Genomic DNA, 12,147 nt, shown 5'->3' with positions numbered 1-12,147 from the left:
AGCGCGGACTCCAGCACCATCCGGGTCAGCTCGGCCAGCAGGCCGCCCTCCCCGTCCACGGGCAGTCCCTGCCGTCGCGCGTCGCCCACCAGCTCAGTGACCAGTCCTCGATCCACCACCGACGGCTGCTTCGCCTGTGTCGCCACGCCCGTCTCTACTCCCTCCGACACAGCCGCCATGACCGTCTCAACCTGCTTACTCATCGTGTTCCTCCTTGATCGGAGTTACACCGTTGAACGTACAGTCCCGTCTGGAGTGGGGAGGTCGAGCGGGCGATGGCGTCGGTGTTCGTGTGGATGTCGGAGGTCGGTGCGACGATGAGTCCATGACCGGAACAGTGCGCGATGCCGAGGAGCGGGCGACCGCGCGCATGCGGCAGCTGCTGCCCCGGTTGATCGATACGCAGGCGCGAATCGCGGCGCTGCAGGCCGAGCAGGAGCGGTTGCTGGCGGAGGCGCACCGAGTCGCGGACGAGTGGGCTGCCCATACCGCGACCGGCATCAGCCGGGACGCCGAGCTCCCGTACCGGTCGGTCGCAGCCGAGGTGGCGACCGTGTGGCGCGTCTCGGACCGCACCGTGCAACGGCGGATGGGGACCGCGGTGACCCTGGTCGACGACTATCCCGAGACCCTCGCCTCGCTCCAGGCCGGCCGAATCGGCCGGGGACACGTCCGAGTGATCGAGACCGCCGGGGCGATCATCGACGACCGGCGATGCGGCGCGCTTTCGAGCGAGACGTCCTCGACTACGCGGAGAGCGCGTCGGCCTCCCGGCTGGCCCCCGTCGCGAAGCGTCGCGCCGAGTGGTACACCGGCGCGACCCTGAGCGAACGCCACGCGCACGCCCGTGCGGGCCGGTGCGTGACCCTTCACGACCACGACGATGGCATGTCGACCCTGGCGATCCATGCACCATCGGTGCTGCTGCACGCCGCCTACGACCGTCTCACCCAATACGCCACGGTCATCACCCACCCGTCACTGCCCAGCGAGAGCGACGGTAGGGTGCCGGGCCCGGGGGTGGACCACGTCCGCACGGACGTCGCGTGTGACATGCTGCTCACCGGCGACGTGGTCGCGTACGACGGCACTGTGGGCGTCGCCGCCATCACCCCGATCGTGCAGGTCACGGTTCCCGTGCTCACCCTCGTCGACGACGCGGTCGCGGACCCGTTCGAGATCGCCACCCTGGACGGACGGATCCCGATCGACCCGGGCACCGCGCGAGCCCTGGCGGCCGGCGCGCCCGGCTGGGAACGGATCCTCACCCACCCGATCACGGCGCATCCGCTGAGCACGGACAGGTACCGGCCCACCGAGGGGATGCGCCGATTTCTGCGCGTCCGAGACCAGCACTGCCGGTTCCCCGGCTGCGGGCAACCCGCCCGGCGCGCCGACATCGACCACACCGTCGACCACGCCCACGGCGGGCCCACTCACACCGGAAATCTCGCGCACATCTGTCGTCGGCATCACACCCTGAAACATCACACACCGTGGACCGTGCGACAACGCTCCGACGGCGTGCTGGAGTGGACCTCCCCGACCGGACGCACCTACACCGACCACCCCACCGGTCGCGTCGCCTTCACGACCGACCCGCAACACGACCCCACCGCGCACCGCGAACCGTGGCACACCCCGGTTCCCACCGACGCACCCTTCTGAGGAACCTCCCGTCCTCTGATGCGGTTCGCGATGGCCCGATACCCTGGCGCCAGCTCCCGCCCTCACCGAGAAGAACCGCCCCGATGGCATCCGTCCCACGCTCCGCCGAAAGCCTCGTCCGCAGCGCCGACCCGGCGGAGTTCGACAACCCCGACGTCCTGTCGCATCTCGCAAAAGTCGTCTGGCAGGACCGCGCGGGAAACCTCGCCTACGGGGAATCCTCGCCCAAGATCGCCGACGCCCAGACGGCCTGGGCTCGTCAAATGCCTCCCACGATCTACGAGATCGTCCCGGGCAAGATCTACCAGGCGGCCGGGTTCCAGCTCTGCTCCACGATGATCGTGGTCGGCGCCGACGGCCTGGTGGTCGTCGACCCCGGCGAGAACGACGAAGCGGCGGCGCGCACCAAAGAGGTCGGCGAGTTCGACCCGCTCGACATCGAGCTCGCCGGAGAATGATTCGTCATTTTCGGTGCCTACGGCGACGCCGGCACCGATGAGATCTCCCTCTGCCTCCTCGACCACCGTCACGCCAGCCAGTACGTCTACGACCAGTCGGTCTACTTGATCAACAAGGGCTACAAGCAGGACCAGCTCGCCGAAGCGGTCGTCCTCCCGGAACAGTTCGCGAACGACCCCTGGCTCATGGAGTTCTACGGCTCCGTCGCCCACTCGGTACGCAACATCTACAGCGGCCTCATCGGAGCGGATCGAAGGCCGTTTGGTGGTGCGGCGGATCCCGGGCCTGAACCCGAACAAGGCGGAGCAGCGGACCCTGTTCGACACCTACCCCTGCGTGTCCCCCAACGGGGTGAACCTGGCGCTGCCGAACTGATAGCGGAATCCGCATCCGCGCATAGCCGGCACACAACGGTCACGGCTGAGGTGGAGGCATGGACCTCTCTCGCCTGCGCCCCACCGCGCTCCTCGTCGCCTCCGCCGTCGTCATCGGTGCCGTCGGCTGCGCGCCGGCCGCAGCCAACGCGCCGGCCGCCGCTGCAACACCGGCAGCGACCGCTGACGTGTGGGACTCCACACGCGTGCACTCGTTCGCCGTGAACTACGACGCCGACGACTACGACGCGATGATCGCCACGTACGTGGCGACCGAGCAGAAGGAGTGGATCGCCGCGACCGTCACCGTCGACGGTGTCACCTACGAGAACGCTGGTCTCAAGCTCAAAGGCAACTCCTCGTTGCGAGGTCTCTCGACCGACGCGGATGCCCAGATCAGCGCCGCGGCGCCCGAGTCGCTGCCGTGGATCATCCGTCTCGACAAGTTCGTCGACGGACAAACCCACGGCGGCGCCGCGGAGTTCGCCGTCCGGGCCAACAGTACTCAGACCGCGCTCAACGAGGCCGTCGCGCTCGACCTGCTCGCGGCGGCTGGTCTGGCCAGCCAGGAAGCGATCGCGGCGCGCTTCTCCGCGGGCGGTTCCGATGACGTGCTCCGCCTCATCGTGGAGAACCCCACCGACACCTGGATGACACGCGAACTCGGCGTGGGATCGCTCTACAAAGCGGAGGCGGGCGGCGACTACTCCTACCGCGGCGACGACCCCGACGCCTACACCGACATCTTCGATCAGGAGGGCGGCACAGACGACCTCGTCCCCCTCATCGACTTCCTGCGGTGGATCAACGACGCATCGGATGCCGAATTCGCCGCCGACCTCGACGATCACCTGGAGGTGGAGGCGTTCGCAACCTACCTCGCCTTCCAAGACCTCATCGGCAACCAAGACGACATCGACGGCCCTGGAAACAACTCCTACCTCTTCGCCGACAGCGGCTCCGATCGTATGACGGTGGTGAGCTGGGACCTCAACCTCGCGTTCGGCCAGGCCAACGTGGGCGGCGGACCCGGGGATGCCTCGCGCGGCCCGGGCGCTCACGTGGCCGCGGACGGCGCGCCCCCTGAACGCCCCGACGGCGCGCAGGGACCCGGCGGCGGCCCCGGCGGGACCTCCAACGTGCTCTCGGCACGCTTCCTGGCCGACGATGACTTCGCGCAGCTCGTGCAGCAGCAACGCGAACGTCTACAGATCGACCTGTTCGACTCCGGACTGGCCGCCGGCATCCTCACCGAACGGACCGCCGCGGTGGAAGCCGGAGCATCCGACCTCGTCGCCCCCGCCACGATCGCCAGCGAGGCCGAGACGCTCTCCGCCGCTTTCCCGAGCTGACGTCGGGGGCGAAAGGAATCCGCCCCCCTCCCGCCGGCGGTGACTCGGTGGGGGGAGGGCGGCCCTGTCGCGCCCGTCGGTCAGACGGGGGTCATCAGCCCCGACGGTGCGACTCGCCAGTCTGGGAACACCGACGACATCTGGCTCTCGGACAGGCCCACCGTCCCCATGACGACCTCACCGAGAAAGTTGCGGAAATCGTTGTTGCCGGGCAGGTCGCCCTGTGCGAGCGTGTCCGCATCAAGACCGTTCCAGGTCCCGTAGACACCGCCTCGCACGCCTCCGCCCATGGCGATCGCGAGGCCGCCGTGACCGTGATCGGTCCCGCCGGAACCGTTCTGCTCGAAGCGCCGGCCGAACTCGCTCATCAACACGACGGTCGTGGAGTCGGCTTTCGCTCCGAGCGAGGCGAAGAACGCCGCGAGACCGTCGCCCAGGTCCTGCAACGCCTCGCGCATGTCGCCGCCGTCGACGGTGCCGATCCCGGTGTGCATGTCCCACCCGCCCAGGTCGACCGTCGCGACGCGCACGCCGGCATCGCCGGTGATGAGGGTGGAAATGGTGCGCAACTGGTGACCGAACTGCCCCGCGGGGAACTCGCCGTCCGGTGCCTGGGTCGCCACGAGAGCGCGCGCCGTCGAGTCCGCCTCCAACGCGAGCGCGGCCTGCACCGAGAACGGGTGGTCCAGCCCCGTGTAGAGCGCATCGAGCGCCGATCGGGTGCGGTCGCGCAGGTCGTCGTTCGCCTCGATCTGCAGGTCGCGCAGCGTCTGCGCGACCACCGCCCCGGACCCGCCGGCCAACGAGCGCGGCAGGGTGGCCGTCGCGGACAGCGAACGGAACGTGGTGCCGGGACCGGCCTGTTCGAGCACGCGGTCGAGCCACCCCTGGCTGCCGGCGGCGGAGGTTCCGCCGCGCTCGAGGCAGTCCTGCGCCTGGAAGTGGCTGCGGGTCAACTCGGGCGTCGCGATGTCGGGGACCGCGGCGATCTTGCCGGCATCGAGCATCGGCTTCAGTGCCGACAGCGCCGGGTGCAGTCCGAAGTTGCGGTCGAAGGGCAGCAGGCTTGCCGCGCGCACCGCGATGTCGGGCCGTGCCTCGACGAGCCTTGCGTCGCCGCCGGGAACCACGACCGACAGGCCGTCCAAGCCGCCGCGCAGGAACACGACGACGAGCGTCCGGCTGGGGGAGGTGCCCGCCGCCTCGCCGGCGGCGTAGGCGACCCGCGACGTGACCAACTGCGTGCCGAGCGCCGCGACGCCCACACCCAGGCCCCCCGCCAGAAGCTGCCGGCGGGTGAAACCCTTCGACCAGCGTTCGGGCCGCGCCGCGTTGTCAGCCGACACCGCGTCGCCGAGCGCCCGGATCGCCGCTTCCTGCGGGTGGTCGGCGAGGGTGCGCCAGTCCGGGCAGTCGGGGTGTACCGAGTAGGGGCTCGTCTGGTTCGTCATGTCGCCGTCACCGAATCGCGAACGCCGGCGAGTGGAAGAGGAGCGCCGCGTAGTGCGGCGCGAGTGCGACGTGTTCCCGCGAGGTCGTCTCGCCGGACGCCAGGTCGAGGAAATCGTAGGATGCCGCGCGCAGCTCGGCGGTTGGCTTCCCGCCGAGTGCAACCCGGTGCACCGCGTCGATCCACGAGTCCACAGAGGTCCCTTCCGCGGGAGTGATCGCCTCCAGGAACGCCGGTGACGGCCGCAGATCCGTGAGCCAGCCGTTGACCATGGCGCGATGGAAGTTCCAGCGCGATACGAGCTGGCTCGCCGACATCCACGCGCTGGCCACGTCCGGGTACCCGTCGGGCGATGACCACGCCAGCGGTGCCTGCCCGAGCCCCCGCACACGCCAGTACATGTTCTCGACCGCTTCGCGGCTGCACGCCTCTGCGGTCAGCCCGGCCGCTCGCACCGTCCCGACCAGGTCTTCCAGCGGGCGACGGACCTTGCCGCCGCTGGAGGACCAGAACTCACTCGACCGGAACAGGGCGTGGAGCACCGGCAGCAGTTCGGTGTCGTTGTCGAGGTAAGTCTGTGCGAGGCGTTCGACCAGCGCGGTGGTCGGAGCGTCGGCGACGAATCGCACCGCGAGCTTGCGCGCCACGGTGTGAGCGGTCGCGGGGCGCGTCGCCAGATGGCTCAGGAAGCGGTCGCCGAGCTCGAGGCCGCGTGCCGGGTCGGTGTTGCCGTCGGTGAACCCGAGCACCGACACCGCTCCTCGCACGTGGTGTTCCGGCTCGTACGAGAACTGTCCGCTGTCGCGATCGACCCGCCGGCCCGAGAGGATACGAGCGGAGTCCCTGACCTCGTTCTCGCCGTACCCGCCAGCGATTCCGACGGTGTGAAGCTCCAGCAGTTCCCTGCCGTAGTTCTCGTTGATGTCGCCGTGCATCGACGAGATGTTGTCGAGGTAGGTGAGCATCGCCGGGTGGCGTGCCGACGCGAGCAGCATGTCGCGGAACGAGCCGTAGGAATGCGCCCGGATCACGTTCAGGTGGTAGTCCGAGCCGTTGTCCCACACCCCGTCGGACGGCGTCGTCACGTGCAGCAGGTTCGCGAAGACGTCGGCGACCTGCTCGAAGATCTGCCGGTCGCTGAACATCGCGCGGGCGAGCGCGGCCTGCCCCGTTTGGAACATGCCGTCCCAGGAGTATTTCTCCAGGGACGAGCGGCTCGTGGCGATGTCGGCGTAGGCCAGCGGGAACCAGCCCCGGATGCGCTCCTCGGCGCTGTCGCGCACGTTCGGATCGAGTTGCCGGGCCAGCCACGCGCCCACGCCGGCGCGTTCGACCTCTGCTTCCGCGGCCGCGCCCGACGAGAGCGTCGCGCGTCGCAGAAGGTGGCGGCGCGCAACAGCCGAGTCGGCGACCGGAAGATCCAGCGGCTCCGTGGCCGTCGCGGCGGGCAGCTCGGGGTCGTGGCCCCGCGTGGCGGGGCTCTGCTGCGACATCACGTCCGCGTAGGAGCTGTCGCGGTCGACGGCATCCGTGTGCGCCCGCGGCGGCGTCGAGCGTGGCTTCGGGGTCGGCGTCGCGCGAGGCGACGGGGTCATCAATGGCGCGGCGCCCGTACGTGCGCTCCGCGGCGAACCGGATGCCGTGTTCGCCGCGCTCGGGGTCGGCCCGGAGACGAGGTTCTGGGCCAGCGCGACGGCACCGAGCCCCAGCGCCGTCAGGCTGCCGATCATCATGGCTCGACGCCGCCCGCTGCGCGTCTGCGTATCGGTGCCGTCCACCACGCCGACCACCTCGGCTGCGCCCCGCGCGGACTGCGCTTCACGCAGCGCGCGGCGGGTGGTACCCGAGGGGTCGCGCGTCGACGGTTCGGTCATGGGTTGGGTGCTCTCTGGACGGGGAGTGGCGCCGTTCGTGTGTGACGCTAACACCGGGCGGCGGTCACCGGCGGCTATCCACAGGCCGATTCCCATGAGAATGCGCCAATCATGAGAGCGTTCCCATCTCATCTCGCTGCGGGGGCCGCGGATAGACTGGGGGAATGGCTACTCAGAACCTCTCCACACCGCAGCTCAAGCCCGTTGACGACGAGAAGAACCTCCTGCAGAACGACTCCGGGTCCTGCTGCGGCGGGGTCTGCTCGACGCAGTGATCGGCCGACCCGGCCCCGTCAGCGGGCGGGGACCGGGTCCTGCGGCGCGTCCGCCGGCTTGCGGATGAGGAACGCCACGACCAGCAGCGGCAGCGCCAGGAAGGCCGCGACGACGAACGCCGCGTGCGCCCCGGCCGCCTCCGCCGCCGACGGGTCGACGCCGAGGGCGAGGGAGTTCGCACTGGCCGAGCTCATGACCGTGATGAGCGCCGCGACGCCCGCGGCACCGGCGACCTGCTGCACGGTGCTGAGCACGGCCGATCCGTAGGAATACATCCGCGGCGGCAGCGACCCGAGCGATGCCGTGAACAGCGGTGTGAACGACATCGCCAGCCCGAGCGAGAGCAGCACCTGGGCGACAACCACCAGCCACACCGGGGTGGTGTCGGTGAACGTCGTGTACAGCCACAGCGTCCCGACGGCGATCACCGAGCCGGGCACCATCAGCACCCGGGTGCCTCGGGCGTCGTAGATGCGGCCGATGACGGGCCCGGCCAGCCCCATCAGCAGGGCGCCGGGCAGCATCGCCAGACCGGTGGCGCCCGGCTCCATGCCCAGTGCGCGTTGCATGTAGAGCGGGAGGACGGTGATGATGCCGAAGAAGGCCGCCGACAGCACCGTCATGTGCACGATCGCGACCGAGAAGTTGCGGGAGCGGAACACGCGCAGATCCAGCAACGCGTCATCGTCGCGCTGCAGCCGCACCTGACGCCAGAGGAACAGCACCAGCGCGACGAGGCCGACCACGAGCGAGATCGAGAGGGTGAGCGTCGAGCCCTCGGCCGCCCCGGAGCCGCCGTGGTCGACCGCCCCGCCGATCTGGCTCAGACCGTAGACGATGCCGCCGAACCCGAAAGCCGACAGCACCACCGACAGCACGTCGATGGGGGCGTGGGTGGTCTCGCCCAGGTTCACCATCCAGCGGATGCCCATTCCCAGAGCGACCAGCGCGATCGGCAGCACGATGCCGAAGATCCAGCGCCATCCCAGGGTATCCAGCAGGAACCCCGACAGCGACGGGCCGATCGCCGGCGCGAGCGACATGACGATGGACACCCGGCCCATCATGCGTCCGCGCGAGTGCGGCGGCACGATCGTCATGAGTGTCGTCATCAGCAGCGGCATCATGATCGCGGTACCGGAGGCCTGCACGACGCGGGCGGCCACCAGCACCGGGAAACCGGGCGCGAGCACCGCGATGAACGTGCCCAGCGAGAACAGGCTCATCGCGGTGATGAACACCTGTCGCGTGGTGAACCGGCGCAGGAGAAAGCCGGTGATGGGGATCACGACGGCCATCGTGAGCATGAACGCCGTTGTCAGCCACTGCGCCGACACGGCGGTGATCGACAGGTCGTCGATCAGGTGCGAAATGGCCAGACCCATCGTGGTCTCGTTGAGGATCGCGACGAACGCCGCGGCCAGCAGCAACCACACCAGGCGGGTCTTGTCGCGCCCCAGGGGCTCGTCCCGCACTGTCGGGTGGGCGATGTCGGCAGCGGCCATTCGTGGTCTCCGTTCGGCTATCGGGAGTCAGTCGCAGCATCGGGACCCGGGCGACCTCCAATCATAACCCCGCGATCGGTCACCGCATTCCGCGCCGACAGGGTCGCAAGCGGTCGTAGGGTGGGAGTCGATGAGCATGTGGGGAGTGGGCGGCGCCCCGCAGGGGCGTCGCTCCGGCGACCTCGGGTTGGACGAGTCCGCGCAGCGCGAGCGCAACGCGGATGCTCCCCGCATCCCCGATCTGTGGCCTCGCGTGGTCGCCCTGTTCCGGCCGTATCGCCGCAGGCTCGCCCTTACCGGGGCGCTCGTGATCATCGGTGCGGCGATCGCCGTGATTCCCCCGCTGCTGGTGCAGAGCATCTTCGACCGGGCCCTGTTCCCGCTCGACGGGTCACCGCCGCAGCTGGGGCTGCTCGCGGGACTGGTCGGCGCGATGATCGGGCTGTTCCTGCTGTCGGCGCTGCTGAGCGTGACGCAGACGTGGCTCACCGCGACGGTGGGCAATCGCGTCACCGGCGACCTGCGGGTGCGGCTGTTCGATCACCTGCAGGCGATGGACCTGAGCTTTTTCACCCGCACCAAGACCGGCGCCATCCAGTCGCGCCTGCAGAACGATGTCGGCGCGGTCGCGGGAGTGCTCACCAACACCGTCACCAGTATCCTCGGCAACGCGGTCACCGTCGTCTCCGCAGTCGTCGCGATGCTGCTGATCGACTGGCGCCTCACCCTCATCGCGCTCGTCCTCATGCCGTTCCTGGTCTACGTTCAGCGACGTGTCGGCCAGGTGCGGGCACGCATCGCGGGGCAGACCCAGGAGTCGCTCGCCGAGTTGTCCGCGATCACCCAGGAGACGCTGAGCGTGTCGGGCATTCTGCTGTCCAAGGCGTTCAACCGCCAGCGCGCCGAGTCTGATCGCTACCAGGAGGCCAACCGCACGCAGGTTCGGCTGCAGGTGCGCCGGGCGATGTCGGGGCAGGGCTTTTTCACCGTCGTGCAGGTCATCATGTCGTCGGTGCCCGCCCTCATCTACCTGGTCGCCGGTTTCCTCATCGTCGGCTGGGACGGCGGCATCACGGCGGGGACGATCGTGGCGTTCACGACGGTGCAGGCGCGGCTGCTGCAGCCGCTGATGTGGCTCATGCGGGTCGCGCTGGACCTGCAGACCTCCGCAGCCGTCTTCGCCCGCATCTTCGAGTACCTGGATCTGCGGCCCGCCATCAGCGACCGTCCCGACGCGATCGGGGTCGCCGACGCGCCCGGCCCGCGCGGCAGCATCGAGTTCCGCGAGGTGGTGTTCCGTTACCCGGATGCCGCTCCCGCCGCACGCCCCACGCTCGACGGCGTGTCGTTCTCGGTGCAGCCGGGCCAACACGTGGCGTTCGTGGGTCCCTCAGGTGCCGGCAAGACCACGGTGCTGTACCTGGCGCCGCGGTTGTACGAGGCCACCGGCGGTCAGGTGCTGTTCGCCGGTGCCGACGTGCGCGACCTGACCGGCGAGTCCATCGTAGACGACATCGGCATCGTGTCGCAGGAGACCTACCTGTTCCACGCCACGATCCGCGAGAATCTGCGCTACGCCAAGCCCGACGCGACCGACGACGAACTCGAAGCGGCCTGCGTGTCCGCCAACATCCACCACGTGATCACCGGGTTCGAGCGCGGCTACGACACCGTCGTGGGCGAGCGCGGCTACCGGCTCTCGGGCGGGGAGAAGCAGCGCATCGCGATCGCCCGAGTGCTGTTGAAGGACCCGCCGGTGCTGCTGCTCGATGAGGCCACCTCGGCGCTGGACACCGTGTCAGAGCGGGCCGTGCAGGCGGCGCTCGACGCGGCTGCGCGGGGGAGGACGACCGTCACCATCGCCCATCGGCTGTCCACCGTGGTGGGAGCCGACGTCATCCACGTCGTCGATGCCGGTCGGATCGTGGAGTCGGGCACCCACCCGCAGCTTCTCGCCGCCGGGGGCCTGTACGCTCAGCTCGCCGCAGAACAGGTCGCGGCGGCCCGCCTGGAGAGCGTCGTGCACACCGACGAACGCTGAACGCCGCCGGTCACCGGCCCGCGCGCACCGCGGCGACCGCGTCGGCGACGGCGGCGGCGACCGCGTCCGGGTCGAAACCGCCGTGGTGACCGAACGTGAACCGCACCGCCGTCTGGGCCACCTCGGGCGCGATGCCCAGCGCGAGCAGCACGTGCGAGGGATCGTCGCTGCCCGCCGCGCAGGCCGACCCGCTGGAGGAGACCACGCCCCGGCGCTCGAGCTCCAGTAGCACGGCTTCACCCGACACCCCCGCGAACGTGAAGCTCGCCGTCCCGGGAAGCCGGCGGGTCGGATGCCCGGTCAGCCGCGCCTCGGCGACGCTGCCGAGGACCCGCTCGATCACGCGGTCTCGCCGCGCGCTCGCGGCGGCGGTGGCCGCTTCGCGCTCGGCCTCGGCCAGTTCGAGCGCGACCGCGAGCCCCACGGCACCGGCGACGTGCTCGGTGCCGCTTCGGCGATCACGCTCCTGCCCGCCGCCGTGAAGAATCGGTTCGACCGGGATACGGCCGCGAATCGCGAGCACCCCGGTGCCCTGCGGCGCGCCGATCTTGTGGCCGGCGACCGAGAGTGCGTCGGCGCCGGTGCCGGCGAGGGGCAGCCACCCGGCCGCCTGCACGGCATCCAGATGGAGCGGCACGCGATCGGCCGCCGCCGACAGGCCTGCGGCGTCCTGCACCGTTCCGACTTCGTTGTTGGCGTAGCCGATGGTCACCAGATCGGTGTTCTCGCGCCGCGCCGCGGCGACGGCAGCGGGATCGACCAGGCCGGTGGCGTCGACCGGGACCTCGGTGACCTCGGTGCCGTGCACGCGGGCGAGGTACGCGCAGGAGGCGAGCACCGACTCGTGTTCGATGGGCGTCGTGATCACGTGCCCGGGGCTGCCTCGGCGAAGCGCCGCGGCCAGAGCGACGCCTTTGACGGCGAGGTTGTTGGCCTCCGTGCCTCCCGAGACGAACACGATGTCCCCGGCCCGCATGCCGAAGACGGCCGCGACGCGTCGCCGTGCGTCGGCCAGCGCGGCGGCGGCGCCCTCGCCGACGGTGTGATGGCTCGATGGGTTGCCGAACCGGTCCGCCAGGTAGGGAAGCATCGCCTCGCGCACTTCGGGACGCACCCGGGTGGTCGCGGCGTGGTCGAGGTAGAGCATG

At 70.1% G+C, this 12,147-nt stretch carries 9 protein-coding genes and 2 pseudogenes; 6 read left to right on the top strand and 5 right to left on the bottom strand.

Annotation, left to right across the window (positions count from 1 at the left end; genetic code table 11):
* A pseudogene (locus ACK5KK_RS01970) lies at positions 1 to 203 on the bottom strand (IS256 family transposase); the annotation flags it as partial.
* 122 nt (positions 204 to 325) lie between these two features.
* Between ACK5KK_RS01970 and ACK5KK_RS01965 the strand changes: the two are divergent.
* The 5 genes and pseudogenes from ACK5KK_RS01965 (at position 326) to ACK5KK_RS01945 (ending at position 3,853) form a co-directional block, all read left to right on the top strand.
* A complete protein-coding gene (locus ACK5KK_RS01965) occupies positions 326 to 826 on the top strand; it encodes a DUF222 domain-containing protein (protein ID WP_416888410.1) in 501 nt (166 codons plus the stop codon).
* Positions 715 to 1,668 (top strand): HNH endonuclease signature motif containing protein, encoded by a 954-nt coding sequence (locus tag ACK5KK_RS01960; RefSeq protein WP_416888409.1) that lies wholly within the window; start codon positions 715 to 717, stop codon positions 1,666 to 1,668. The genes ACK5KK_RS01965 and ACK5KK_RS01960 overlap by 112 nt, the downstream gene beginning before the upstream one ends.
* Positions 1,669 to 1,751: 83 nt before the next feature.
* Complete coding sequence (locus tag ACK5KK_RS01955; protein WP_416888408.1) at positions 1,752 to 2,126, top strand: hypothetical protein; 375 nt, start codon at positions 1,752 to 1,754, stop codon at positions 2,124 to 2,126.
* 105 nt (positions 2,127 to 2,231) lie between these two features.
* Positions 2,232 to 2,318: pseudogene (locus ACK5KK_RS01950) on the top strand (hypothetical protein); the annotation flags it as partial.
* A 242-nt stretch (positions 2,319 to 2,560) separates the two neighbouring features.
* Positions 2,561 to 3,853 (top strand): CotH kinase family protein, encoded by a 1,293-nt coding sequence (locus ACK5KK_RS01945; RefSeq protein ID WP_416888407.1) that lies wholly within the window; start codon positions 2,561 to 2,563, stop codon positions 3,851 to 3,853.
* 80 nt (positions 3,854 to 3,933) lie between these two features.
* On the opposite strand, the gene ACK5KK_RS01940 is transcribed toward ACK5KK_RS01945, so the two are convergent.
* The 3 genes from ACK5KK_RS01940 to ACK5KK_RS01930 all read right to left on the bottom strand — a co-directional run bounded on the left by ACK5KK_RS01940 (position 3,934) and on the right by ACK5KK_RS01930 (position 8,958).
* Positions 3,934 to 5,304: a DUF1501 domain-containing protein gene (locus ACK5KK_RS01940; RefSeq protein WP_416888406.1), complete on the bottom strand. Its 1,371-nt coding sequence runs from the start codon at positions 5,302 to 5,304 to the stop codon at positions 3,934 to 3,936.
* A gap of 7 nt (positions 5,305 to 5,311) precedes the next feature.
* Positions 5,312 to 7,177, bottom strand: a complete 1,866-nt coding sequence (locus ACK5KK_RS01935) for a DUF1800 family protein (protein WP_416888405.1) — start codon at positions 7,175 to 7,177, stop codon at positions 5,312 to 5,314.
* Positions 7,178 to 7,470: 293 nt separating this feature from the next.
* Positions 7,471 to 8,958, bottom strand: coding sequence for a DHA2 family efflux MFS transporter permease subunit (locus ACK5KK_RS01930; RefSeq protein WP_416888404.1), 1,488 nt, complete (start codon positions 8,956 to 8,958; stop codon positions 7,471 to 7,473).
* Between the two features lie 130 nt (positions 8,959 to 9,088).
* Between ACK5KK_RS01930 and ACK5KK_RS01925 the strand changes: the two genes are divergently transcribed.
* Positions 9,089 to 10,999, top strand: coding sequence for an ABC transporter ATP-binding protein (locus tag ACK5KK_RS01925; RefSeq protein WP_416888403.1), 1,911 nt, complete (start codon positions 9,089 to 9,091; stop codon positions 10,997 to 10,999).
* 10 nt (positions 11,000 to 11,009) lie between these two features.
* Here ACK5KK_RS01925 and ACK5KK_RS01920 read toward each other — a convergent pair whose 3' ends face one another.
* On the bottom strand, positions 11,010 to 12,146 hold the full coding sequence (locus ACK5KK_RS01920; RefSeq protein ID WP_416888402.1) for a cysteine desulfurase family protein: 1,137 nt from the start codon (positions 12,144 to 12,146) through the stop codon (positions 11,010 to 11,012).
* Position 12,147: the final 1 nt, after the last annotated feature.

The organism is Microbacterium sp. (genome assembly GCF_047972865.1).
Lineage (GTDB): Bacteria > Actinomycetota > Actinomycetes > Actinomycetales > Microbacteriaceae > Microbacterium.
The sequence above is the reverse complement of the archived record's forward strand: the minus strand, read 5'-3'. Positions and strand labels throughout refer to the sequence as shown.